The organism is Corynebacterium sp. CMW7794, from assembly GCF_001563605.1.
Classification (GTDB): Bacteria; Actinomycetota; Actinomycetes; order Mycobacteriales; family Mycobacteriaceae; genus Corynebacterium; species Corynebacterium phoceense.
This window is the reverse complement of the sequence record NZ_KQ961739.1, coordinates 73,789-98,064: the sequence shown is the minus strand read 5'-3', so window position 1 is coordinate 98,064 and position 24,276 is coordinate 73,789. Positions and strand designations below refer to the sequence as shown.

The window sequence follows — 24,276 nt, the reverse complement described above, 5'->3', positions numbered from 1 at the left end:
TTTCCTATCTAGCTTTGCGCCGGAACAACTTCGGCGGCGACGTGCTGCATTTTGAGTCCTGCCTCGAAGCGATCAAGGTAGGTACGGAATCCCGCGGCATCATCAGCAGCAGGTTCACGCGCGGGAACATCGGAATCAGCAAAGACCGTCGCGTCGAGATAATCCGGCAGGGATTGCGCGGTGTCGGTACCGGCGTACAACGCCAGCAGGGCGATGCCCCATGCCCCGCCTTCGCTAGCTTGAGCCGCGACCTTGATCGGGGTGTTGAGCGCAGCTGCGAGGAACCGTTGGCCAACTGCAGCGGTGCGGAACACGCCGCCGTGCGCTTGGAGGAAGTCCACGTGAACGTTTTCTTCGTCCAGCGTGCGCATGCCAAGCGCCAACGTAGCGAAGACACTGTAGAGGTTGGCGCGGACCACGTTCGACAGCGATAGCTTGGACTCGGACGAGCGCACGAGCATCGGGCGCCCGTCGGCCAGACCGCTCACGGGTTCGCCAGCGCGGTAGTTGTACACCAGCACTCCGCCGGCATCGGGATCGCCGTGCAGGGCTTCGGTGAAAATCGCGCTGTAGACGTCATCAATATCGTGAATCTTCTGACGGCCGAAGGCCACTGCGACTTCGCTGAACATCTCCATCCATTCGGACAGTTCTGCAGCGCCGTTGTTGCAGTGCACCATCGAAACAGGCGCGCCGCTGGGAGTCATCACCGGGTCGATTTCACGGTGCAGGTTCTGCAAGCGATTTTCCTGGACGACCATGGCGAAGATCGACGTACCCACGCTTACGTTGCCGGTCTTCGGACGCACCGCGTTTGTCGCTACCATGCCGGTACCTGCGTCGCCTTCCGGTGCGCAGCAGATGGCCCCAGCCTTAAGATGGCCTTTGGGGTCAAGCAGCCGAATGCCTTCTTCGGTAATCCGACCGGCATCATCGCCCGCGACCTTGATGGAGGGAAGCAGGGACTTAAAGTGCCTATTTACGCCGTTGTCCGCTAGCAAAGCATCGAGCTTCTCAAGGCACGTGGCGTCGTAGTCGAGAGTACCTTCGTCGCACGGGAACATGCCCGAGGCATCGCCGATTCCCAGGACCTTCTCCCCAGTCAGCTGCCAATGCACGTAGCCAGCCAGCGTCGTGAGGAAATTAACGTCGTTGACCTCAGGTTCGTTGTCCAGCACCGCTTGGAAGTAGTGGGAAGCCGACCAGCGCATCGGCACGTTGACTCCGAAAGCTTCGGTGAGCTTGTCGGCTGCCGCTGCGGTGGTGGTATCGCGCCAAGTTCGAAACTCCGCGAGTTGCTCACCATTCTGGTCGAAAGCCAAGTAGCCATGCATCATGGCAGAGACGCCGAAGTTCTCAAAGGATTCGAGTTTGGTGCCGAAGTCCGTTTCGACGGTTGCCTTGAGCTGGGCGACCGATTCTTGCAGGCCATTCCAGACCGCATCGAGCGCGTAGCTCCAGTGACCATTGACAAGGTGGTCCTGCCACTGCGAGCTGCCGGTTGCGAGAACGGCGCCGTAGCGATCGATGAGACAGGCTTTGATTCGTGTTGAACCAAGCTCAATGCCGAGCGTGACGTGGCCAGCCGCGATATGCGAGGCGGCCTCGGGCAGAGCCGCGGTAGCGCGGCCACCCCCACTTTTAGGAGTGAATGTCACTTTGCCCTCCATTCGTTAGCGTTAACATCTACCTCCATATTTACCGTCTCCACCCCCCTTGTCAATTGGTTCACTCACAATCGATGATGTGTTTCCTCCCACGATCCAACATGGCTTACGATGAGAAGTTGAGCATTTCGCCAGGATGCGGTGCCACAGCAACTTTTGAGGAATAGTCATGCGTAACAAAGAACAACCCAAGCACCGACCGAGCATGGCAGAGGTGGCTGAGCTCGCCGGGGTTTCACACCAAACCGTTTCCCGCGTCATCAATGGCAGCGCCAACGTAAAAGACACCACACGGCAGCGCGTAGAGCAGGCTATTCACACGCTTGGATACCGGCGCAACGCAGCGGCACGGGCGCTAGTGACCTCCGAGTCGCGGCTCATCGGAGTCATCGCCGCCGATACGGAATTCAACGGCCCGCTCTCTACCCTCGCCTCCATCGAAAAGGCAGCTAGACAGCAGGGATACCAGACCCTTGTGGCGACCGTGAACGCCCCTTACCTTGAGGAAGTCGACGAGGTGCTTGATTCGATGCTCGGCCTTGGCGTCGATGCCTTGGCCGTCATCGCTTCGCGCGAAGATCTCCTCAATCACGTCCAAGAACTCGATCCTGATATCCCCCTGGTTATCGTCGGCCCGCAGACATCCGCCACCGCGACACAATTGCGGGTCAGTATCGACCAGGCGCAAGGCGCGGAAGATGCAATCACGCACCTCATCAAACAAGGACACACCCGGATCGCTATCCTCACTGGGCCGCCCGACTGGGTGGATGCCCAACAACGCTTCAACGGCGCCACCGCATGCTGCTACCGAAACGGCATTCAGCTGCACATTTTCAACGGCGACTGGACTGCGGAAACCGGCTTCACGCGCGGCGTAGAATTCTCTCGGATGCCAGCCGAAACGCGCGCCACCGCAGTGTTTGCAGCGAATGACGTCTCCGCATACGGGTTCATTTCTGCGCTCAAACACACCGGCATTCGCGTCCCCGAGGACGTCTGCATCGTCGGGTTCGACGACATTCCGGGAGCCGAGTATTTCGACCCAAGCCTCACAACGGTGCACCAAGACTTCTCCAAACTGGGCCACTGTGCCGTACAGGCGTTGGTCTCACAGCTCCGCAACTCCCCCGCCGATCTACCCCCGCTCCGCCCCACACTGATCCTGCGCGACTCCACGGGTTTTTAATTTTCGCAAGGCAAACGGGCCATATGATGCAAATCCCACAAATGTTAGCGTTGACATTTTTGGTTCCGGCAGATACGTTCAAAATTAAAGATGTGATTCGCACTCCCGAGCCTTTTGAAAGTGAGACGAGTCACTTAACTCGGATCTAGGAGTTCTCATGGCTGCTACTGCTTCATCCCTGGCTGAAGACCGAATCTCTCGAGGATATATCTACTTCTTCGGTTCCTTCGGCGGAATTTTGTTCGGCTACGACATCGGCGTGATGACCGGCGCCCTACCGTTCCTTCAGAACGACTGGAACCTCACCGGCCAAGCCGGAATCATCGGCTGGATTACGTCCTCGCTCATGCTCGGCGCCATCCTCGGCGGCGCGCTGGCTGGCCAGCTCTCCGACAAACTCGGACGCCGCCGCATGATCCTCTACGCCGCCGCCTTGTTCATGGCATTCTCGCTCGCCTGCGCGGTCGCTCCACACGGTGGCTGGATTTTCCTCGGTTTTACGCGCATCTTCTTGGGCCTCGCGGTCGGTGCCGCATCGGCTTTGGTCCCTGCGTATATGTCCGAGATGGCACCAGCGAGCGTGCGCGGCCGACTCTCCGGCCTCAACCAGACGATGATCGTCTCCGGCATGCTGTTGTCGTATATCGCAGCGTGGTTCCTCCAGCATCTTCCCGAGCAATGGGCATGGCGCTCCATGCTGGCCCTCGCCGCACTACCCGCCATCATCCTGTTCCTCGGAGTGCTACGTCTCCCAGAGTCGCCCCGTTACCTGCACAAGAAGGGCGATATTGAGGGCGCGCGCCGCGTCTTAACCTACATCCGCGAGCCGGAAGAGATCGACGAAGAAATGGCGAGCATCCGTGAGATCCTCGAATCCGAGAGCCACGCAGAGCAGGCCTCGACGCTCGAACTCTTTACCGGAAAGTACCGCTACTTGGTCATCGCCGGCGTCGGCGTTGCGGCATTCCAGCAGTTCCAGGGCGCAAACGCCATCTTCTACTACATCCCGCTCATTGTTGGACAGGCTAGCGGCAGCGACGCAACGAATGCACTCATCTGGCCCATCGTCCAAGGCATCATCCTCGTTCTGGGTTCGCTCGTGTTCATGGCCATCGCCGAGCGCTTCAACCGTCGCACCCTGTTGATGGTAGGCGGCACGGTCATGGGCCTGTCCTTCCTGTTCCCGTCGATCATCAATGCCGTCACCGACGCCAACCCGATGCTCATCGTGGTCTTCCTGTCCATCTACGTCGCCTTCTACTCCTTCACCTGGGCACCGCTGACCTGGGTCATCGTCGGCGAGGTCTTCCCGCTGCGCGTTCGTGGTCGGGCCGCAGGCCTGGCATCGTCATTCAACTGGATCGGCTCCTTCGCCGTGGGCCTCCTGTTCCCCATCATGACCGCCAATATGCCGCAGGAACTCGTCTTCGCAATCTTCGGCGTCATCTGCCTCATCGGCGTCTGGTTCATCCGCAGCCGCGTCCCAGAGACCAAGGGTCGCGAGCTCGAGGACATTGAGCGCGACAACGTTCGCGCCTAATCCCACGGGCAATCGCCTAACATTCACTAACTACACCGCCATATCACCCGATACGGCGGTGTAGTTATTTGCGCCTCTGTCTTGCCTCTCCCGCCCCATCTTTCACCTTCACCCCACAAGTTTTCGGCTGCGGACGAGGCGAGCAACCGTTTATCGAACGCCCCTCTTGACAGCCTTCCATCGCTGCCAGTCGTTTCATTTCTAGCCTGTGTAATCGATTGCACAAAGTGGGTTATCCCGGGCCGGCGAAGGGAGACAGGGATATGGCGGGAGCAACGCTCAATCCTGTCGCGCAGCGCGCCGGTGTATCCGTATCCACTGCCTCGCGCACTCTGGCTGGGAATACGTCCATTTCTGCGACGACGCGAGCGAACGTCGTGCTGGCAGCAAAAGAGCTCGGGTACCGCCGCAACACGCAAGCGTGCGTTGCGCCGCAGCCGCACCGACGCCATCGGGCTAATCGTTGTCAACCTCGTCAACCCGTTCTTCGCCGAGATGGCTGCCGGCTTCGAGGAAGAAGCCCTGCACCACGGTTTTGCCACCATTATCAGTTCATCAGCCGAGAACGCAGACAAGATGGTGCATGCGGCGCTGGCGCTGGCGGACCGGCAGGTCGACGGCATCATCGTCGTGCCTATGGAGGAAACGGACGCAACGCTGACGTCGATCGCGACCGAGCGCCCGTTGTTGCTTTTCGACCACCAGCTGGGCGAGCTGCCCGCTGTCGTTGCCTCCCCTGCAGCAGGCATGCGCGAGCTTGGGCACACGCGCGTTGGCTACCTCGCCGGCCCGCAGGACACCTCCACCGGCCGCGAACGCCTCGCCGTGTTTACCGCGGACACCGAAGACCTGGAAAAGGTCATCTACCAGGGTGGATACCGTTACAAGGAAGGCTACGTCGGAACTATCGAGCTATTCGAATCCGGTGTCACCGCCATCATCGCGGGCGACTCCATGATGAGCTTTGGCGCACTCGAGGCATGCCACAACGCTGGCATCACAATCGGAGAAGAACTCGCACTCATCGGTTTCGACGACTTCATCTTCTGCGTTTCCAGCCCACGCCGCTCAGCGTCATCGACCAGGACGTGGCGACGCTGGGACAGCTCGCAGCTCACTCACTCATCACCGCAATCAACACCAAATCCCCTCCCGTTGGGCTGCGGCGCCCCACGCGTTTTCTCTCGATTGTCGTGGGCCTATCCGCCAACGCAGACCGAGCGCGACAACGTCAAGCTAGGTCGTGTCTCTTCATTGGGTTTAAGCCAGTCACACACGGCAGATAGGACCATGCCGCCTCGATAGTCGATGACGTGTTTTCACATCGGTTAGCAAGGCCCCTCCACTGCTTGGCACGGGAGAAGAATCGCTCGACGACGTTGCAATTTTTGTACCGATTCGCATCACGCTTGGGAGGGCTCCCATCTTTGGCGCCTTTGCATCTGCGGTTATTGACCTGGCCTTTTCTCCCAGGTGAAACAAACTTAATACCCCGTCGGCGGCAAAGGTCCCGGTGAGCGGCAGACGAATACGCTCGATCCGCAATCACGACGTCAGGGCGCACACGCGGCCGACCGACGCCTGGCAGGTAAGGAACACGCAGCTCTTCGAGGACGTAAGGCAAGACCACACCGTCGTGGCGTTGCCCACCGGTGACGATGATGACCATCGCGCGACGGTTGCCATCAACGCCGGCATGTGTTTTCCTCGCACGACCTCTGCATGTCCTGCCTACAGCGTGAACTGCAGGTTCATCACTCAGTGGCGAGGAATTCTTGTAATGTGTACGAGCCCCTTGTGTGCTGATCGGGTCGGGGTGTCTTCGTGGCGTGCTGGTGTGCACGTGACATCGTGCCATCGACACTAAGCGCCCAGTCGATGTCGCCTTCAGCGTCCTTGAGCGCCATGACGTGTTGGTAAATGGCATCATAGACTCCCGTACGCGAGTAGAGAGTGTGGCGTTTCCACACCGCCTGCCAAGGCCCGAAACGTTCTGAAAGATCCCGCCATGGGCATCCGACGCGGAACCTGTAGACAATAGCTTCCATGATGGTGCGATTAGCGGAAAATGACCTGTCGACTTTTCCGGCGGTAGAGGGGAGGAGTGGAGCGATAATTTCCCAGGTAGCCTCGGGAATCTCGCGAAAACTCTCGGGTCTGCTTATACCGAAAAGTCTTCTACATTCACCGATCACAAATTACGAGACACGCCCTAGCCTTCCCCGATCAACGGCGCGGCATAACTGCCGCGCCGTTTTCACCACAAGGTGGCGATGACGAGCAGTGCCGCCACGATAACGAGGGGGACTTCCGCAAACCCCACTTTCCGCGCCGTCCACGCGCGCCCGCGCGCGGCGGTGTGCGGAATCCACCAGGCTCGCAGTAGCGCGACGGCAAGCAGCAGCGCCATCAGTATGGCGAACCACGGCATGCCGGCTAGTGCGCCCACTAAGAGAAAGATGCCGAGCGCTGCAGCATGGAAACCGATGGACAGCCGGACAAACCCCGGGGTCTTGCGCTCGCGCACCATCGATTTGACCAGCGGTACCGTGCCGGAGAAATACAGCGCGAGAAACGCGAAGCATAGCCACGCCCGGCCGCTGATATCAGCGAGCGAGACCTCCCGCGCGGCCATCCAAAGTACGGGGACGAGCAGCGCCGAGGCGATGGTCGTCGAGATCCCGCTGGCCATCGAACGCGGCCGTCCGTGAAACGTCTCCCAGAGTGCGACCGCCATGAGCGGGCCAAAGAACAGCGCCCACACGACCAGTCGCGGCTGGGCAAGCAGCGCCCCCACCATCGCCGCGCCGGCGACGGGGCCATAGACGGCGAGCGGGCGGGCGTAAGTGCGCCGGCGGGCTGGCGTGCGGGCCTTGGCCACGAGGCACAGCGCGAAGAACGTGAAATAGCCAAAGAACCACGCCAGCAGCACCACAAGCACCGTGGCTGGCCCGCGCCACGTCGACTCATGTGCGCTAAAGAACGCGATGGCCGGCACCGTCACCGCCACCGCGGGAGCGACGAGCATCGCCCACGCCCCGTGCTGATTCGGGCACCACGGGCTGATTCCGTGCTTTCGCGACACCCCGGCAACCCCCCACTTGCTACAACTTTCGATTGATATTTAAATCGTACCAAAGAGTGGCAGGAGGCGGAATACAGAAAACGCACGCAAAAAGGCCGAGTTTTCCTCGGCCTTTGACGCGGATGGAGCTAGACGAGCCGCCGCGCGCCGTCGCCCGGCGTCGCGATGTAGAACGTGGGCTCCGCAAAGCCCTTCTCCTCCGCGGCGCTTGCGATGGCAGCGACGGTGTCGCCAACGCGAGCCTTCGCGATGAGCGCGATGACGGCGCCGCCGAAGCCTCCGCCTGTCATGCGCGCGCCGAGGGTGCCGGCGGCCTCCGCGGCGGAATCGAGCTCCGGCGTGGTGACCTCGAGGTCATCGCGCAGCGACGCATGGCTATCGGCCATGAAACGCCGGAAGGTGTCGAAGTCCCCGGCTTCGAGGGCATCGGCAGCTTGGAGCGTGCGCGCGGTCTCGTGGAGGACGTGTCCGGTGCGCTTGGCGTAGAGCGTTGCGTCCTTACCGTTCTCATGCGCCCACGCGGCGATCTGCTCCTCGGACAGGTGGCGCAGGGAGCCCAAGGCGTTCTGGACATCGTCGATGACGCCGCGACGCGAGGCATACTGGCCGTCGTTGAGCTCGTGAGGAGCGTTGGTATCCGCAATGAGCAACACCAAATCCTGATCGGCGATGTCGAAATTAACCAAGCGGTGGGTGTGGCTGTCGAAGTCGATGACAAGCGCCTTGCCCTCCGCGCCAAAGAGGCTGGCGGTCTGATCGAGCCCTCCCGTGGAGGCGCCGACGATGTCATTTTCGGCGCGCATGGCGGCATCGGCCAGCTGGTGGCGCGCAGCGTCATCCGGGCCCTGCCCGTGGTCGAGCTCGTAAGCCGCGACGGCGACGGAGCACTCGAGCGCGGCAGAACTCGACAGCCCAGAGCCCAGCGGGACGTCGGAGACAAGCGCGATGTTCAAACCGGTGAGGTTCTCCAGTGCGCCGGACTCGTGCGCGGCCCAGACGGTGCCGGCAACATAGCCCAGCCAGCCGATGTCCCCGCCGGGGCGGATGTCCTTAAGGTCGACCTCCGCACGTGCGACGGTGCCGTCGGTCTTCTGCGAGGCGGCAACAACCTTCGTGTCCTCGCGCGGGGTGACGGCCGCGGCAATCTGCAGCGGCAGGGCGAATGGGATACACACGCCACCGGCGTAATCGACGTGCTCACCGATGACGTTGACGCGGCCCGGAGCGGCCCACACGCCGGTGGGCGCGGTGCCGAATTCGGCGTTAAACAGGGCGGTGGCATCGGCAGCAAGGGCGTCCGGGGTGCGGCTTTCAATCCACTTATACGAGGTCATCGTTCCACAACTCCTTGAATTTTTCGGCGATCCGCTCCGGGGTGGTGTCGTTGATCCACACCGCCTGGGAGGACTCGGAACCGGCGAGGAACTTCATGCGGTTCGGGGAGCGCATGAGTGAGAAGAGCTGCAGGTGCATGCGCACCGCGTCCGAATCATCCGTCGGCGCCTGGTTCCAACCCGCGATGTACGGGGTCTTCTCCACACCCTCGAAGAACTGATCCACCGCGGTGTAGAGCTTCTTGAGGACGACGGCGAGGTCGTCGCGCTGGGCTTCGGAAAGCTCTGCGAAGTTGGGCACGTGGACATTGGGCATGACCATGACCTCCAAAGGCCACTTGGCCGCCGCAGGAACGAAGACGGTGAAGTGCTCCGTCGTGGCGATGACGCGCGTGCCTGCCTCCCTCTCCTTGTCGAGCATGGTCTGGAAGAGGTCCGCGTTGTGCTCAGCCTTGTATTCCTTCGAGCGCGCGACCAGGTTGGCCAGGCGCGGGGAGTAGAAGGGATAGGAATAGATCTGGCCGTGCGGGTGCTGGAGGGTCACGCCGATCTCAGCGCCGCGATTCTCGAACGGAAAGACCTGCTTGACCTCTGGGATCTGGGACAGCTCGGCGGTGCGGTGCGCCCAGACCTCGATGACGGTGCGAATGCGGCTCACCGGCAGATCCCGGAAACTCTTGGTGGGATCCGAGGTAAAACACACCACCTCGCACCGGGCCTTGGCGGGATAGCGCGGCACAAGTCCCATGCCGTCCACGTCGTTATCCGCGACGTCGTCGACGTTGAGCGCGAACGACGGGAAGCGGTTTTCGAAGACCACCACGTCGTAACTGGGCGAGGGGATCTCCGTGGGCAGGTTACCGGATGTGGAGGGCGCCAGCGGGTTCTCGTTCGCCGGCGGCATGAACGTGCGGTTCATGCGGTGGGCGGCGTAGGCCACCCACTCCCCAGTGAGCGGATCGCGGCGCATCTCAGAGGCCGGGTGAACCTGGGGAAGGTCTCGCGGGTCCTCGAGCACGCGGTCTGGGTGCGGCTGCTCATCGAAATAGATGAGGTCGCGGCCATCGGCGAGCTTCGTGCGTTGAATGTCAACCATAATTACCTCTGCTCCCGAACAGCAGCTGTATCTGCGGACGTAGCCTTAACGGGGGTTTCAATGATGATCGGGCGAAGCTTCGCCCACGCAAGGAAGATTACGGATGCGGCCAGCAGCGCCAAGCCCATCCAGAGGTTGTCCGTGGCGTTTTTGAGGGCACCGGTCTCCGGATTGATGCCCGGATCCAGGAAGAAGTAGCTCAGCAGCAGGATGATGGAATAGATGCCCATGAGTGCGCCGATCACGTTGCGCAGGTCAAAGGCACCCGCCTTCTGGCGAGTGGCCCGACTGGCGGTACCGGTCGAGCGCGGTGCAGGTTGTGCAGTAGCCATTGTTATTGACTCCTAGTTCTTGTCTTCAAAGACTCAATCGGTAGATGGTTTAGGCAAAGATGACGTTGAGTACGATTGCCATGACCAGGCAGATCATGCCCAGCGGAACGGTGCGCTGGTACCACGGCAGGTTGGACTCTGTCATGTCCTCGAAGTGGCCCTTCGGAGTCACCGAGGAGACGAATCCGACCAGTTCGCTGTCCGGCTTCGGCGTGGTGAACATGGTGACGATGACGGAGACCAGGATATCGACAGCGAAGGCCACGCCGGCAGCCACGAACGCGGTGCCCTGGCCCGGCAGGTTGAACATCGTGCTGGTGGCATCGGTAAACGTAGCAACGTACCAGTAGCCAATCGCGGACGCCGTACCGGCGATGAGGCCGGACCAGCCGGCATGCGGGGTCATACGCTTCCAGAACATACCGAGAATGAAGGTGGCAAACAGCGGGGCGTTAAAGAAGCCGAAGAGCGTTTGCAGGTAGTCCATGATATTGCCGAAGTTCTGCGCGAGCAGCGCGGTGAACATGGCGATCAGCGTCGCGGCGACGGTCGCGATACGGCCGAACTTGAGGTAGTAATCATCCTCGCGGTCCTTGACCACGTAGGTCTGCCAGATGTCATAGGAAATGACGGTGTTGAACGCAGAAATGTTGGCGGCCATGCCGGCCATGAACGAGGCGAGCAGGCCAGCGATGGCGATGCCGAGCAGCCCGTTGGGCAGCAGGTCGCGCATGAGCAGCAGGATGGCGTCGTTCGGCTTCGCGGAGCCGGCAGCGATTTCGCTCACCAGAACGGAGGCGACCATGCCCGGGATGACGACGAGGAACGGGATGAACATCTTGGGGAACGCACCGATGATAGGCGTCTTGCGTGCAGCCGAAAGCGAATCCGAGGCCATTGCGCGCTGCACCTCCACGAAGTTGGTGGTCCAGTAGCCGAAGGACAGAACGAAGCCCAGGCCCAGCACAATACCGATGACAGACCAGACCGGGTTATCGAAACCGGAGAGCTCAGAGCCCGGCCAGGTGTGGAAGTGGGATCCTTCCGCGACGGCCGTCTTGAGACCTTCCCAGCCGCCCACGCGGTTGAGGCCGATGATCGTCAGCGGTGCGAGCGCAGCGACGATGACGAAGAACTGCAGCACCTCGTTGTAGATGGCCGCGGACAGGCCGCCGAGCGTGATGTAGGACAGCACGATGACACCAGCAACGACGAGCGCGACCCACATCGGCCAGCCCAGCAGGGCCTCGACAATGGTGGCGAGCAGGAACAGGTTCACGCCGGCGATGAGCAGCTGGGCCAGCGCGAAGGACAGGGCGTTGACCAAGTGGGCGCCGTTGCCGAAGCGGCGGCGCATGAACTCCGGCACGGAGCGAACCTTCGAGCCGTAGTAGAACGGCATCATGACAATGCCCAGGAAGATCATGGCCGGCACGGCGCCAATCCAGAAGTAGTGCATGGTCTGGAAGCCGTACTCCGCGCCGTTGGCGGACATGCCAATGATTTCCACCGCGCCGAGGTTGGCCGAGATAAAGGCCAGGCCGGTCACCCACGCCGGCAGCGAGCGGCCGGAGAGGAAAAAGTCAATCGACGAAGACACGCGGGCCTTCGCTGCCCAGCCAATGCCGAGCACGAACAGGAAGTAGATTGCGACGATGAGGTAGTCCACCCACGTCGCGTCCAGGCGTAGGACTGATTGTGCAGTCTCCATAGCTCTTGAACCTTTCACGATAAGTACCCGCCACCGCCGCGCGAACGCACGCCGACCCCGAGCACGAGAGAATTACTTGGGAGAAACGTATGCAGTTATGTATTCAGTTACAGTCTGACGGTGCAGTCTTTCGTGGCTATTCAATGACGCTGAAGTGCACGGTGGCCTGCCATGGCCGATCCGGGCCCAGCTCCACGAGGTCGGTACCAGTGCGCAGGGCGTTGGGCGGCGCGCTCATGGGTTCCACGGCAATCGCTCGCCCGCGCCCCGGGAAATCCGGCGCGGTATAAATCTGCAGCCAGCCGAGTCCCTCCCCGGAATCCATGCGCACGCCGCGCCCGTCGGCGGCAAGTTCCACCGTGTGCGGCTCGGGTCCCACGTAGAAGAGATCATCGAGTTCTAGCTCGGCGACGCAGTGACTCAGCTCCACCGGTGCGTGCTCGCCTGTGGGCACGTTGCGCGCGTCGAGTAGGTGGTGCTCCACCGGCGGCAAGCGCAGCTCGGCCTCGTCCACCGTAGTGCCCTGCGGCGAAAGGTATGGGTGCAGACCGAAGGCAAAGGGAACGCTGTCTTCCTGCGTCGATGCCCCATAGGTGCAGTGCAGTCCCTGCTCGTCGAGGAGGTACGACGCAGTGACGCGCAACGCCCACGGCCAGCCTTGCTGCGGGGCGATGTCCGCGGCGATCTCCACGCGATCTGGGTCGTGGTTTACGATCTGCCAGGCGGCATCGAGCACGAAGCCGTGAATTGCGTTGTGGCGCTCCGGCTCCGTGATCGCTAGTTGGTGCTCGGTGCCCTTCCACGAGAAGATTCCGTCTTCGGTGCGGTTGGGCCACGGCGCCAGCACGCTATTGGCCGCAGCCGGCGGAAGCTGCGCAGTGTCGTAGCTTTCCAGCAAAGGCGCACCGTCATAGGACAGCGCAGCGATACCCCCAGAACGGAGGTCAATCTGTGCGCTATAGCGCCCCGCGATCAGCCGGACGGTGGGTGCAACTGGTGATCTCCTGGATATGGTTTCCGGCATGGCATTCCTTTCCACTTCGCGGACCGACTGCACGCCGCGTCGCCTCAATCCGGGGCGGTCTATGATGCGCGCTGTTGGCATCCGTATCGTGTCACTCGTGGGGCATCGATGGCGCGGATGCGCCACGATAGCCCTGCATATGAGGTTAATTCGAAGCCACAAATATCAACAAGATATTTCTCCTCAAACGGGGGCATTGCCACACAATCGCACACAATCAAATTCCCCTAATAGCGCAGCTCAGACAACTACACAGCACTTTCACTGGTCATAACCTGTGATATTTTGCACGGAAAAGACTGCCTCCGCCGCTCCAAGTGGGGTTGAATTTGTTGTAGTTTCCTCCGCGGACTGCCCGCTTCGTTCGCACACACACCTGGGCCCAAAGGGGGCATCGGCACGCTCAGCCCACTGCAGCAGGTGGCGCAGATCTTTTCACGCCAGTGCGAATGCATGCCTGATGGGGGCCATCACAGGAACTAACTCGTACACCTCGCTAACGGACGCAACCCGTCAGGCAGCAACGGCCGGCCAGCTCATCACGAACCTCCCCTACGTTCTCAACGTATTCGACAAAGCTACTCAGCCCACGGCTATTCTCCTCAGACCTGCGCCGCTGCGTCTCCACTCCGAAAAGGGTTTTCCCCAAGCCATCTAATTTTCGTGTTTCCAGCCACGCATCATTGAGCGGCCCCGCGCCCGGACGAATCCGCACGCGGGGCCGCAACTGTCTCAGGAGAACGAATTACAGAACCATCGCCGCAACCCACCCGGCGATGAGCAGCGGAATATTAAAGTGCAGGAACGTCGGGATGACCGAATCCCGAATGTGGTCGTGCTGGCCGTCGGCGCCCAAGCCCATCGTGGGGCCGAGCGTCGAGTCGGACGCCGGCGAGCCCGCGTCGCCCAGCGCGCCTGCGGTACCGACGATGGCAACCGTCGCCGCAGGGCTAAAGCCCAGCGTCATGCACAGCGGCACGTAGATGACCGTGATAATGGGCAGCGTGGAGAAGGACGAGCCGATGCCCATCGTCACAATGAGGCCGACCAGAAGCATGGCCGCCGCGGCCAGCAGCTTGTTATCGCCAAAGAGCTCGGCGGTGGTCGTCACGAGCGACTCCACCTGCCCTGTCTCCGTCATGACGGACGCGAAACCTTGGGCGGTGATCATGATGAAACCGATAAGCGCCATCATTTTCATGCCGTTGGTGAAGACATCGTCCGCGTTGCGCCAGCTCACCGCACCGGAGAGCAGCAAGATGCCCAGGCCCACGAGTGCGCCGACCATGAGGCCATCCGCCTCGAAGTCCATGAGCTGCATGACAATCTGCACGCTAAACGTGGCGATGATGGCGACGACGGAAACCCACAGCTTGTAGGCGGAAATCTCTTCCTTATCCTTCTCCTCCGCAATGGGTGCGTCAAGGTACGTGCGCGGCTTGCGGTAGCTGATAAACACCGCGATGAGCAAGCCGATAAACATGCCGAGTGCCGGGATTCCCATGATCTTCATGATGTTCATACCGGTCGTGTCCAGGCCCGCCTCACCGATATTGAACAGCAGGATGTCATTCAAGAAGATGGAACCGAAGCCTACCGGCACGAACATGTACGTGGTGACCAGACCGAAGGTGAGGCAGCACGTAATAAGGCGGCGGTCTAACTGCAGCTTGCTCATCACACCCAAAAGTGGCGGGACGATGAGCGGAATGAACGCGATGTGGACCGGGATGAGGTTCTGGCTCATAATCGCCATCGCAACCACGACGAGGATGATGGTCCACTTCGTCATTGCCACGGCCTTGGGGTTAAGCTCCCCCGCGTTGCCGTTCATCTTGTGGATGAGCGTCTGCGCCAGCTTTTCCGGCAAGCCCGCCGCCGCAACACCCATGGCGAACGCGCCGAGCAAGGCGTAACTCAGCGCGATCTTCGCGCCACCGCCCAGGCCGTCTTGGAAAGCGAGAAGGGTGGAATCGAGGCCCATGCCGGCCATGAGACCACCCGTGAGGGCGCCTAAGAACAGGGCGATGACAACGTGCACGCGTGCCACGGAAAGCACGAGCATCACGATAACTGCGATGAGTACGGCGTTCATGCACGTAAGCGTAGTGCATAGTATTCATTTCTATGAAATTTTTCAATACTGCTTCCATAGAGCCATCGCCTTTGGCCCGTACGCCCGGCGCGACATACGAAAGCCTCTTGCTAGGTACGAAATGTCGAAACATCTCACCCCGCTACCGTCTTCCCAGCAGTTGGTGACATAAAAGTCGCCTCTTCACCCCATGTTTCTGACACGCTAGCCTCATGCGCGCCGTTACTTTCACCGAGTTCTCTTCCACGCCCACCATCGAGGACGTCCCCCCTCCGCTCCTGCCTGCCGGCGGCGCCGTCGTCCGCGTCACGGCCACCGGCGTATGCCGTAGCGACTGGCACGCGTGGTCCGGCCACGATGACTCCGTGTCGATCCCTCACATCCCTGGCCACGAGTTCGCCGGTGTCATCGAAGAAATCGACCCCGCCGTCCCCGGTTTTAAGAAGGGCGACCGCGTCACGGCGCCTTTCATCTTTGCCTGCGGCGACTGCGCGCAGTGCCGCGCGGGCCACACGCAGGTCTGCCCTAACCAGCAACAACCGGGTTTCAATCTCAAGGGATCCTGGGCCGAATACGTTGCCGTTACCAACACCGCGACGAATCTCGTGCACCTACCGGATGAGCTCGACTTCGATATTGCCGCGGGACTAGGCTGCCGCTTCGGCACTGCCTATCACGCCGTCACGGTGCAAGGCCGCGTCCAGCCCGGCGAGACCGTCGCTGTCATCGGCTGCGGCGGCGTCGGCTTGTCGTGCGTCATGATCGCCCGCGCCGCCGGCGCCCGCGTCATCGCTGTCGACCGCGCTCAATCCGCCCTCGATGCCGCGGAAAAGCTCGGCGCCACTCCCCTTTACTCGGACGAGACCACCGTCGCGCGCATCCACGAGCTCGGCGGCGCGCATGTATCCATCGATGCCCTGGGAGCTCGCATCACCGCCACGATGGCCATCGAGTCCCTGCACCCCAAGGGCCGCCACGTCCAGGTTGGCCTCCTTCTCGGCGAGGACGCCAATCCCCCGCTGCCTTACGGTCGCGCCATTGCGCTCGAACTCGAGCTGCTTGGCTCCCACGGCCTGGCCACCAGCGAATACGCTGCCTTGCTTTCCGATGTCGCCTCCGGCCACCTTGACCTCGCCGGCACCGTCGGCACCCGCATCGGCTTCGACGATCTGCCCGCCGCGCTCCCCGCGATGAACGAGCCGTCGCGCACGGGCAGCTTCGGCATGACCGTTGCGGTACTTTAGGTCAGACGCGATAACAGCGAAGAATTCGGAACTACGCGTTTAGGATCGTGCTTCCGCATGCGCGACGACGATTGAATCAATCAGCCTCGCCGCCGCCTTGGCCGTGCGTCCATCGATGTCGAAACGGGGGTTGAGCTCAGCGACGTCGACGAGCGCCAGCTTGCCCGTCGCGGCGAGTGCGCGGACGATGGCATGGATATGCAGCAGCGGGACGCCAAGCCCTGCTGGCGCGGAGACGCCTGGGGCGACGGCGGCAGGCAGCACGTCGAGGTCAATGGACAGATGAATCGACTCGGCGTCGGCGACGAGTTCCACGGCGCGCGCAGCCGCGTCCTGGGCGCTGAGAGCGGCAAGTTCCTCGTCGAGCACGACTTTGACGCCCAGATCGCGGGCGGTATCAAAAAGAACTTTCGTATTATTCGGCCGCGAGATACCCAGTACCGAGTAGTCGAAGTCATCGCCATAGACGTCCACTAACTGCCGAAACGGTGTGCCGGACGTGGGTTGGTCCGCGATGCGCAAGTCGAAGTGTGCGTCGAGATTGATAATCGCGGACGGACGCACGCGGGCTAATCCCCTGCCCGTCGCGAACGAGGTTTCGTGCCCGCCACCGAGCACGATGGGCAGGTGCCCGGCGCGCACGAGCTCCTCGACCTTGTCGGAGACTTCCGCCTGCGCGGACTCAAGGTCTTTGCCCTCGGTGACGACGGTGCCGGCGTCGTGGCGTGGGAACTCGTCGTGCACGGCGAGCGATCCCAGTGCCGCCCGCAGCGCCTCGGGTCCGTCGGCGGCACCCACGCGCCCACCGTTGCGGCGCACGCCCTCATCCGTGGCAAAGCCGAGCAGCGCCGCCCCAGGGGCGGTCGATGTATTGATGACCGAGTGCCAGCGCGCGTGTTCCGGTCCGGGTCCGTCGTTGCGGCCGGTCCATGCGGGAGCGGGAGTAAACAAGGTGCCTCCTTGGTTGACGTCGTGCCCAGCTTAAAGTGCGCGTGCGCTGCGCGCACCGCCAGCGGAATCTAATCGTCTGAAATTTCAGACTCCACCGCTAGACTTGCCTTCCATGTCGTCTTCCCGCGTTCCCGCCGCCCGCCACACGCTCGACATCCTGCGGCTGCTGTCCACCATCGACGTGCCCATTTCCGCGAGCCGCATTCGTCGTGAACTCGACTTACCCCGTTCGAGCACGTATCACCTACTCAATGAGATGGTCGCCGCCGGCTTTGTCGTGCACATTCCGGAAAATCAGACCTACGGATTGGGCATGGCGGCGTACGCAATGGCCTCGGCATATACGACACAGCAGCCGCTCGTGCGCGCAGCAACGAAGCCGCTCGAGAAGATCGCCGCGCTCGTGCACGGCTCGGGACACCTCTCCCGCATGGCTGGCTCCGAGATTGTCTATCTCCAGGAAGTTCGCTCCCCTGGTGCGGTCTCGCTCGTCACCGAAAAGGGCGTGCGCCTTCAAGCTCACCGCACCGCATCCGGCCGCGCAATGCTCGCCCAGCTTCCCGATGCCGAGGCGCGCGCCGCGTACTCCACCTCCAGCGACGCCGGAGCCTTCCGGCAGTTCCACGACATGCTCGCCCAGACTCGCGAGCGCGGTTGGGCCGAGGAGGTCGAGGAGGTCTCCCGCGGCCAGGAATCCGTGGCCGTGGCCATCCTCGATCACGTCAACCGGCCTGCGGGCGCGCTCGCCGTCACCTTCCAGCGCGGGCGGATTGATGCCGCCACGCGCGCCGTGGCGATCGAGCAGTTGCGCTCGGCCGCCGCAGCGATTGCAGCGAAGGTTTACCGCTCCGGTTAATCCGTAGCGCGCGCTCCAGCCGTTGTGTAACATTACTGCCAACGCGTCTGGCTGTCGCGCGAGAAATCCATTCATTCCCCGCCGGGGTGCACTGGGGTGCATCCACCGGTGGTACGTCCACGCACATCATCCGCGATAAGGAGCCAGATATGTCCCACGCTGCTACTTCCCAGACCGTGTCCGTCGGCATCGGCGCACTGACCATTGACGAGGTCGTCGCCGTCGCCCGCTACGGCGCGAAGGTAGAAATCACTTCCGAGGCGCTTGCTGAAGTCGAGGCGACGCGTGAGCGCGTCGAGGAACTCGCCCAGGATCCCACGCCGGTCTACGGCATCTCCACTGGATTCGGCGCGCTGGCGCGTCGCCACATTCCTGAGGAGATGCGAGCCCAGCTGCAGCTGTCGCTCGTGCGCTCTCACGCCGCGGGCACCGGACCGGAGGTCGAGGAAGAAGTCATCCGCGCGCTCATGCTCCTGCGTCTGTCCACGCTGTGTACAGGCCGGACCGGCGTGCGTCCCGTCGTCGCACAGACGTACGCGGACGTGCTGAACGCAGGTATCGTGCCGGTCGTGCGCGAGTACGGATCGCTGGGCTGCTCCGGCGACTTGGCGCCACTCGCCCACTGCGCCCTGGCCCTACTCGGCGAAGGCGAGGTCCGCGTGAACGGCGAACTCCAGGACGCGGGCGAGGCACTCAAGGCCGCAGGCATCGAGCCACTCGTCCTGCGCGAGAAGGAGGGCCTAGCGCTCATCAACGGCACGGACGGCATGCTGGGCATGCTGTGCCTGGCTATTACCGATCTGCGCCAGCTCGCCAAGACCGCGGACATCGCGACGGCGATGACGGTCGAGGGCCTGCTGGGCACGCTCGTCGTCTTTGCCGAAGACCTCCAGGAGCTGCGCCCGCATCCGGGTCAGGCGGCCGCGGCGGCGAACATCCTCAAGGTCGCAGAAGGCTCGGAGATCCTCGCCGCGGCGCTCGAAGAGTTCAAGAAGAACCAGGTTCAGGACGCCTACTCCGTGCGCTGCGCGCCGCAGGTCGCCGGCGGCTTCCGCGACACCATCGAACATGCCGCCACCGTCGCGGGCCACGAGCTCGCCGCTGCCGTGGATAACCCCGTCGTCGCCAAGGACGGCCGCGTGGTGTCCAACGGCAACTTCCACGGGGCGCCGGTCGCTTACGTGCTCGACTTCCTCGCGATCGTCACAGCGGATCTCGCCTCCATTTCTGAGCGCCGCACCGACCGCTTTCTCGATCCCGCGCGCAACCGCGGCCTCAACGCCTTCCTCGCGGACGACCCAGGCGTCGACTCCGGCCACATGATCGCGCAGTACGCCCAGGCCGGCATCGTCAGTGAACTCAAGCGCCTGGCCAACCCGTCCTCGGCGGATTCCATCCCGTCGTCAGCCATGCAAGAAGACCACGTCTCCATGGGCTGGTCCGCCGCGCGCAAGCTGCGCAAGTCCGTCGACGGACTGCAGCGCGTGCTGGCCATCGAGATCCTCACTGCTGCCCGCGCCATCGACATGCGCGACGGCGAGCCCGCGAAGGGAACCGGCGCGGTCATCGAAAAACTACGCGAGACTGTCCAGGGTGCAGGCACCGACCGCTTCCTCTCCCCCGAGATCGAGGAGACGGTACGTCTGGTCAAGGCAGGGACGCTGCTGGACGCGGTGGAAGGCGGCATCGGAAAGCTGCGCTAAGCAGGAGGGCCCATGCGGGCCCTTTTTTGCGACCCTCTGGGAGTCTCGTATCCCAGACACCCAACCCTGCAAGCGCCTCGTGCATCAACATCACAGACGCTACCTTTGTGAGACATGCGCCACGGTAGAAGGGGACAGCCCCGGGTAACCGGCCCTGCAACCACGCGCAGCTTACCTGTCGAAGAAAGGAACTCCCATGTCTGCACCCCGTGAAGTCCGCGCCCCGCGCGGCACGACGCTCAACGCCAAGTCTTGGCAGACCGAGGCGCCGCTGCGCATGCTCATGAACAACCTGGACCCTGAGGTCGCGGAGCGCCCCGAGGACCTCGTAGTCTACGGCGGCACTGGCCGCGCCGCACGCTCGTGGGAGGCTTTCGACTCCATCGTCGATGCGCTCAAGGACCTGGAATCCGATGAGACCCTGCTCGTCCAGTCCGGCAAGCCCGTGGGCATCTGGAAGACCAACGAATGGGCGCCGCGCGTGCTCATCGCCAACTCCAACCTCGTGGGCGACTGGGCCAACTGGGAGCACTTCCGCAAGCTCGAAGACGAGGGGCTCATGATGTACGGTCAGATGACGGCCGGGTCCTGGATTTACATCGCCACTCAGGGCATCCTCCAAGGCACTTTCGAGACCTTCGCCGCCGTCGCCCGCAAGCGCTTTAACGGCACGCTCGCCGGCACGCTGACTCTCACCGGCGGCTGTGGCGGCATGGGCGGCGCCCAGCCGCTCTCGGTCACGCTCAATGGAGGCGCGGTGCTCATCGTCGATGTGGACGAGACCCGCCTCAAGCGCCGTCAATCCAAGCGCTACCTCGACGAAGTGACGACGGATCTGGACGAGGCCCTGAAGCTCGTGCTCGCCGCGAAGGAAGAAAAGCGTGCGCTCTCGGTCGGTCTGGTGGGCAACGCCGCCGACGTTTTCCCGGAGATGCTGCGCCGCCAGCGCGCCGGCGAATTTACCGTCGACATCGTCACGGACCAGACTTCCGCGCACGATCCGCTCTCCTATCTACCCACGGAGATCCGCGTCGAGGATTGGCACGCCGAGGCCAAGGCAGACCCGACGACCTTTACGAAGAAGGCCCGCGAGTCCATGGCCGCCCAGGTGCAGGCCATGGTCGAGTTCCAGGACGAGGGCGCCGAGGTCTTCGACTACGGCAACTCCATCCGCGACGAGGCCCGCCACGCCGGCTACCAGCGCGCCTTCGAGTTCCCCGGCTTCGTGCCCGCCTACATCCGTCCGCTCTTCTGCGAGGGCTTGGGCCCGTTCCGCTGGGCCGCGCTGTCGGGCGATCCGGAGGATATCAAGGTCACCGACCAAGCTTTGAAGGAGCTCTTCCCGGACAACGAGCACCTCCACAATTGGCTCGACGCTGCCGAGGAGTACGTCGAGTTCGAGGGCCTGCCCGCACGTATTTGCTGGCTCGGCTACAACGAGCGCCACAAGGCTGGCCTCAAGTTCAACGAGCTGGTCCGCGAGGGAAAAATCTCCGCGCCCATCGTCATCGGCCGCGACCACCTCGACTCCGGCTCTGTGGCCTCGCCCTACCGCGAGACCGAGTCCATGCTCGACGGCACCGATGCCGTCGCGGACTGGCCGCTGCTCAACGCCATGACGGCCGTGTCCTCCGGCGCGACCTGGGTGTCGATCCACCACGGCGGCGGCGTGGGCATGGGCCGCTCCATCCACGCTGGCCAGGTATCCGTCGCCGACGGCACGGAGCTCGCCGCGGCCAAGCTGCGCGCCGTGCTTACCAACGACCCGGGCATGGGCGTTATCCGCCACGTCGACGCGGGCTACACCCGCGCCAAGGAGGTTGCAGACGAGCGCGGTGTGCGCATCCCCATGGAATTCAAGGCGCGCGATTAATATGTCCACGCTCTTTACTGGAATCAGCGAACTGCGCACCGTCTCTTCCGCTGGCACGCTTGCCGATGCCGCCCTTACCGTCGCCGACGGCGTCATCACCTGGGTTGGCTCGGCTTCCGATGCCCCCGCGCAGGCTCCCGCCTGCGAGGAGACCATCGACCTCGGCGGCCGGGCCGTCCTGCCTGGCTGGGTCGACTCGCACACGCACATGGTCTTCGACGGCAACCGCGGCGCGGAGTTCGAGGCGCGCCTGGCTGGTTCGTCGTATGAGGCTGGCGGCATCGCGGTGACTATGGAGGCGACACGTTCGGCCGGCGCTGACCGGCTCCGCGCGCTCGTCCGCGACCGCATCGCCGCCGGCCGCGCCGGTGGCACGACGACCTTTGAGACGAAGACCGGCTACGGGCTCAACACGGCCTCGGAGGTGGAATCCGCGCAGATTGCCGCCGAGTTCGCCGACGACGTTACGTTTCTGGGTGCCCACCTCGTCCCGCCGGGTGCCGACGCCGACGAGTACCTCGACGAGGTCGTCGGTCCGATGCTCGACGGCGTGGCACCGTACGTCCAGTGGATCGACGTCTTCTGTGAGCGCGGCGCCTTCAACGAGTCACAGTCCCGCCGCGTCCTGGAGGCCGGCATCGCCCGCGGTCTGGGTGTGCGCGTCCACGGCAACCAGCTGGGCGACGGCCCGGGCGTCCAGCTCGCCGTCGACCTTGGCGCGGCGAGCGTCGACCACGTCAACTACGTTACGGACGCGGACATCGCGGCCCTTGCGAACTCCGATACCGTCGCGACGCTCCTGCCCGCGTGCGATTTGTCCACGCGTCAGCCGCTCGCCCCGGGCCGCCGTCTCCTCGACGCGGGCGCGACCATCGCTATCGCGTCCAATCTCAACCCAGGCACCTCGTATACCTCGTCGATGAACTTCTGCGTGGCCACCGCGGTTCTGCAGCAACACCTCACGCTCGACGAGGCCATTGCCGCCGCGACGACCGGCGGTGCCAAGGCCCTGCGCCGCCACGACGTCGGCGACGGTCTCGACCCCCAGGGACGCCCGGCCAAGGGCACGCTGGTCCCCGGCGCCGCTGCGGACCTCCACGTCCTCCAAGGCACCAGCGCCATCGACTTGGCCTACCGCCCAGGCATGCCGCAGACATACCAGACCTACGTCGCCGGAAAGCTGGTCTAGCGTGAATAACTCGTATGAGTTGCCGAAAATTTTCTGATTTTCGCGCGACTCATACGAATTTCATTCTTTTCTTGACCGCACGCGCACCACCCGTCGCTAATTTTTCGCCTTGCACCTATAGATGACCGTCTTTAGCCAACTGCCGCGGCAATGGCCTCCGCCATCGCCTGCTGCCCCGCCGCCGTGGGGTGCATGGGGTACGAGCCCGTCGCCTCGCCCGTGAAATCCACCCACGGCTCCGCCGAGCACCCAGTGTGCTCCCCCGCGCCCGCCGGCATCACGTACGTCGCGCCGTACCTCTCGGCGGCCGCGCGCACTTCCCCGTTGATGCGAGTGATCTGCTCCGCGAGCCACGCCGCGTCGGGCACGTCCGTACATGCGTCGTTGAGCAACGGCATGTACCCCGTGGCGACGACGCGCGCACCCGGTGCTCGTTGTTCAATCACCACGTACACATCGTCCAGCCGCGCTGGCAGCTCTTCAAGCTCGCCCGCCACCTTCTCGCGCAGCCCCGCCGGGCACGCGTTCTCGAAGCACCGCGTCATGTCGATGAAGCTCACATCATTGCCGCCGATGCTCAGCGTCACCAGGTCCGTCTCTTCCCCCAGCGCCGCCACCTGCGGCGAGCCTTCCGATGCCGCCGTCCCCAACGCCGTCTTCTCCCCCACGTCCGCCGTCACGGCGCCTTGGCACGACGCGTTGACGAAATCTTCCACTCCCAGCGCGTCCGCAAGGAGAACAGGGTACGAATCCGCCGCGACCGCGCAAGCGTCGCCGGGATCCGTGGCAGCGTGGGAGCCCATCGCGGCGTAGGAATCTCCGAGAGCGACATAGTGCACCGGTTCCTCGACCAGCGTTGTCAACGTCATCTGCTCAGACGCGGTATCTGAACTACATGCAGCAAGACACCCTGCAAGAATTAAGAAAGCGAGACCGATGAGCAGGCGATTCATAATTCTCCCGAGTTTAAGTACAAAGTGACCGCCTAGAACAGCGGAATCCCCGGTTGCTCCGCAAGCTCCGCTCGCAGCGACGGATTCGCCATGATGCACAGCCCCGCAGCAGTAAAACGCACGCCCCCCCAGTGGGCTGGACGAGGTAAGGAACTTCGCGCACTGGTCCACCTTGCCGAAGGCTCCTGGGTAGGTGTCGCTCGGCGAGCCCATCGAATACACCGAGGCCACCGACATCGCGACCGGGTCACCGCGGAGCGCATTCGAACTACTCTTAATACCGGTCCACAGCACGGCGCCCAGCGGATCGGTGCGCCACTGGTCGCGTTCCTGTTGCGTCATATCGGACGATTGAGCAGAGGCGGCCACGGGTGCGAGCGTGCTCATGCACAGCGCAGCCGCGGCAATGAGAGCGAGACGTTTCATGCTGCATA

The 24,276-nt window shown here is 63.0% G+C and carries 20 protein-coding genes and 1 pseudogene; 9 read left to right on the top strand and 12 right to left on the bottom strand.

Features of this window, described 5'->3' with window-relative positions; all coding sequences use genetic code 11:
• Positions 1–8: 8 nt before the first annotated feature.
• A complete protein-coding gene (locus HMPREF3227_RS07575) occupies positions 9–1,658 on the bottom strand; it encodes an FGGY-family carbohydrate kinase (RefSeq protein WP_197418404.1) in 1,650 nt (549 codons plus the stop codon).
• A 178-nt stretch (positions 1,659–1,836) separates the two neighbouring features.
• On the opposite strand from HMPREF3227_RS07575, the gene HMPREF3227_RS07570 reads away from it, so the two are divergent.
• The 4 genes and pseudogenes from HMPREF3227_RS07570 (at position 1,837) to HMPREF3227_RS07560 (ending at position 5,701) form a co-directional block, all read left to right on the top strand.
• On the top strand, positions 1,837–2,856 hold the full coding sequence (locus HMPREF3227_RS07570; RefSeq protein ID WP_066511795.1) for a LacI family DNA-binding transcriptional regulator: 1,020 nt from the start codon (positions 1,837–1,839) through the stop codon (positions 2,854–2,856).
• A gap of 157 nt (positions 2,857–3,013) precedes the next feature.
• Entirely contained in the window at positions 3,014–4,396 is a 1,383-nt protein-coding gene (locus HMPREF3227_RS07565; RefSeq protein ID WP_066491805.1) for a sugar porter family MFS transporter, read from the top strand.
• Positions 4,397–4,659: 263 nt separating this feature from the next.
• A pseudogene (locus tag HMPREF3227_RS13745) lies at positions 4,660–4,797 on the top strand (LacI family DNA-binding transcriptional regulator); the annotation flags it as partial.
• 25 nt (positions 4,798–4,822) lie between these two features.
• Entirely contained in the window at positions 4,823–5,701 is an 879-nt protein-coding gene (locus HMPREF3227_RS07560) for a substrate-binding domain-containing protein (RefSeq protein ID WP_070594058.1), read from the top strand.
• Here the strand turns inward: HMPREF3227_RS07560 and HMPREF3227_RS14010 are convergent.
• The 9 genes from HMPREF3227_RS14010 to HMPREF3227_RS07525 all read right to left on the bottom strand — a co-directional run bounded on the left by HMPREF3227_RS14010 (position 5,628) and on the right by HMPREF3227_RS07525 (position 15,073).
• A complete protein-coding gene (locus tag HMPREF3227_RS14010) occupies positions 5,628–6,254 on the bottom strand; it encodes a transposase (protein ID WP_353935767.1) in 627 nt (208 codons plus the stop codon). The genes HMPREF3227_RS07560 and HMPREF3227_RS14010 overlap by 74 nt on opposite strands.
• Positions 6,151–6,591, bottom strand: coding sequence for a transposase (locus HMPREF3227_RS14005; protein ID WP_082723293.1), 441 nt, complete (start codon positions 6,589–6,591; stop codon positions 6,151–6,153). Before HMPREF3227_RS14005 ends, HMPREF3227_RS14010 begins: the two co-directional genes overlap by 104 nt.
• Positions 6,592–6,653: 62 nt before the next feature.
• Complete coding sequence (locus HMPREF3227_RS07555; RefSeq protein ID WP_066491800.1) at positions 6,654–7,481, bottom strand: YwiC-like family protein; 828 nt, start codon at positions 7,479–7,481, stop codon at positions 6,654–6,656.
• Between the two features lie 128 nt (positions 7,482–7,609).
• Entirely contained in the window at positions 7,610–8,815 is a 1,206-nt protein-coding gene (gene galK, locus HMPREF3227_RS07550) for a galactokinase (RefSeq protein WP_066491794.1), read from the bottom strand.
• On the bottom strand, positions 8,802–9,911 hold the full coding sequence (gene galT / locus HMPREF3227_RS07545) for a galactose-1-phosphate uridylyltransferase (RefSeq protein WP_066491780.1): 1,110 nt from the start codon (positions 9,909–9,911) through the stop codon (positions 8,802–8,804). Before galT ends, galK begins: the two co-directional genes overlap by 14 nt.
• Before the next feature lie 2 nt (positions 9,912–9,913).
• Entirely contained in the window at positions 9,914–10,243 is a 330-nt protein-coding gene (locus HMPREF3227_RS07540; protein ID WP_066491778.1) for a hypothetical protein, read from the bottom strand.
• A gap of 49 nt (positions 10,244–10,292) precedes the next feature.
• Positions 10,293–11,954, bottom strand: coding sequence for a sodium:solute symporter family protein (locus HMPREF3227_RS07535; protein ID WP_066491768.1), 1,662 nt, complete (start codon positions 11,952–11,954; stop codon positions 10,293–10,295).
• A 136-nt stretch (positions 11,955–12,090) separates the two neighbouring features.
• Positions 12,091–12,978: an aldose epimerase family protein gene (locus HMPREF3227_RS07530; RefSeq protein WP_066511793.1), complete on the bottom strand. Its 888-nt coding sequence runs from the start codon at positions 12,976–12,978 to the stop codon at positions 12,091–12,093.
• A gap of 745 nt (positions 12,979–13,723) precedes the next feature.
• The gene (locus HMPREF3227_RS07525; RefSeq protein WP_066511790.1) at positions 13,724–15,073 is read right to left on the bottom strand and encodes a Na+/H+ antiporter family protein; all 1,350 of its coding nucleotides are present in this window, start codon (positions 15,071–15,073) and stop codon (positions 13,724–13,726) included.
• Positions 15,074–15,285: 212 nt separating this feature from the next.
• Between HMPREF3227_RS07525 and HMPREF3227_RS07520 the strand changes: the two genes are divergently transcribed.
• Positions 15,286–16,317 carry an alcohol dehydrogenase catalytic domain-containing protein gene (locus tag HMPREF3227_RS07520; protein WP_066511786.1) on the top strand — a complete coding sequence of 344 codons (1,032 nt, stop codon included), beginning with the start codon at positions 15,286–15,288 and terminating at the stop codon, positions 16,315–16,317.
• Between the two features lie 39 nt (positions 16,318–16,356).
• On the opposite strand, the gene hutG is transcribed toward HMPREF3227_RS07520, so the two are convergent.
• Positions 16,357–17,268, bottom strand: coding sequence for a formimidoylglutamase (gene hutG, locus HMPREF3227_RS07515; protein WP_066511783.1), 912 nt, complete (start codon positions 17,266–17,268; stop codon positions 16,357–16,359).
• 112 nt (positions 17,269–17,380) lie between these two features.
• Between hutG and HMPREF3227_RS07510 the strand changes: the two genes are divergently transcribed.
• The 4 genes from HMPREF3227_RS07510 to hutI all read left to right on the top strand — a co-directional run bounded on the left by HMPREF3227_RS07510 (position 17,381) and on the right by hutI (position 22,889).
• Entirely contained in the window at positions 17,381–18,124 is a 744-nt protein-coding gene (locus HMPREF3227_RS07510) for an IclR family transcriptional regulator (protein ID WP_066511777.1), read from the top strand.
• Positions 18,125–18,273: 149 nt separating this feature from the next.
• Positions 18,274–19,827, top strand: a complete 1,554-nt coding sequence (gene hutH, locus HMPREF3227_RS07505) for a histidine ammonia-lyase (RefSeq protein ID WP_066491719.1) — start codon at positions 18,274–18,276, stop codon at positions 19,825–19,827.
• 196 nt (positions 19,828–20,023) lie between these two features.
• On the top strand, positions 20,024–21,700 hold the full coding sequence (locus HMPREF3227_RS07500; RefSeq protein WP_066491708.1) for a urocanate hydratase: 1,677 nt from the start codon (positions 20,024–20,026) through the stop codon (positions 21,698–21,700).
• Between the two features lies 1 nt (position 21,701).
• The gene (gene hutI / locus HMPREF3227_RS07495) at positions 21,702–22,889 is read left to right on the top strand and encodes an imidazolonepropionase (protein ID WP_066511775.1); all 1,188 of its coding nucleotides are present in this window, start codon (positions 21,702–21,704) and stop codon (positions 22,887–22,889) included.
• 131 nt (positions 22,890–23,020) lie between these two features.
• Here the strand turns inward: hutI and HMPREF3227_RS07490 are convergent, their stop codons facing one another.
• Positions 23,021–24,268 (bottom strand): SGNH/GDSL hydrolase family protein, encoded by a 1,248-nt coding sequence (locus HMPREF3227_RS07490; protein ID WP_066511772.1) that lies wholly within the window; start codon positions 24,266–24,268, stop codon positions 23,021–23,023.
• Positions 24,269–24,276 lie beyond the last annotated feature (8 nt).

Bases quoted from the DNA above. Each gene is read 5' to 3' on its own strand.
- HMPREF3227_RS07570 (WP_066511795.1), top strand. From the start codon at position 1,837: ATGCGTAACAAAGAACAACCCAAGCACCGACCGAGCATGGCAGAGGTG.
- HMPREF3227_RS07565 (WP_066491805.1), top strand. From the start codon at position 3,014: ATGGCTGCTACTGCTTCATCCCTGGCTGAAGACCGAATCTCTCGAGGA.
- HMPREF3227_RS14010 (WP_353935767.1), bottom strand. From the start codon at position 6,254: ATGGCACGATGTCACGTGCACACCAGCACGCCACGAAGACACCCCGAC.
- galK (WP_066491794.1), bottom strand. From the start codon at position 8,815: ATGACCTCGTATAAGTGGATTGAAAGCCGCACCCCGGACGCCCTTGCT.
- galT (WP_066491780.1), bottom strand. From the start codon at position 9,911: ATGGTTGACATTCAACGCACGAAGCTCGCCGATGGCCGCGACCTCATC.
- HMPREF3227_RS07540 (WP_066491778.1), bottom strand. From the start codon at position 10,243: ATGGCTACTGCACAACCTGCACCGCGCTCGACCGGTACCGCCAGTCGG.
- HMPREF3227_RS07535 (WP_066491768.1), bottom strand. From the start codon at position 11,954: ATGGAGACTGCACAATCAGTCCTACGCCTGGACGCGACGTGGGTGGAC.
- HMPREF3227_RS07530 (WP_066511793.1), bottom strand. From the start codon at position 12,978: ATGCCGGAAACCATATCCAGGAGATCACCAGTTGCACCCACCGTCCGG.
- HMPREF3227_RS07525 (WP_066511790.1), bottom strand. From the start codon at position 15,073: ATGAACGCCGTACTCATCGCAGTTATCGTGATGCTCGTGCTTTCCGTG.
- HMPREF3227_RS07520 (WP_066511786.1), top strand. From the start codon at position 15,286: ATGCGCGCCGTTACTTTCACCGAGTTCTCTTCCACGCCCACCATCGAG.
- HMPREF3227_RS07510 (WP_066511777.1), top strand. From the start codon at position 17,381: ATGTCGTCTTCCCGCGTTCCCGCCGCCCGCCACACGCTCGACATCCTG.
- hutH (WP_066491719.1), top strand. From the start codon at position 18,274: ATGTCCCACGCTGCTACTTCCCAGACCGTGTCCGTCGGCATCGGCGCA.
- HMPREF3227_RS07500 (WP_066491708.1), top strand. From the start codon at position 20,024: ATGTCTGCACCCCGTGAAGTCCGCGCCCCGCGCGGCACGACGCTCAAC.
- hutI (WP_066511775.1), top strand. From the start codon at position 21,702: ATGTCCACGCTCTTTACTGGAATCAGCGAACTGCGCACCGTCTCTTCC.
- HMPREF3227_RS07490 (WP_066511772.1), bottom strand. From the start codon at position 24,268: ATGAAACGTCTCGCTCTCATTGCCGCGGCTGCGCTGTGCATGAGCACG.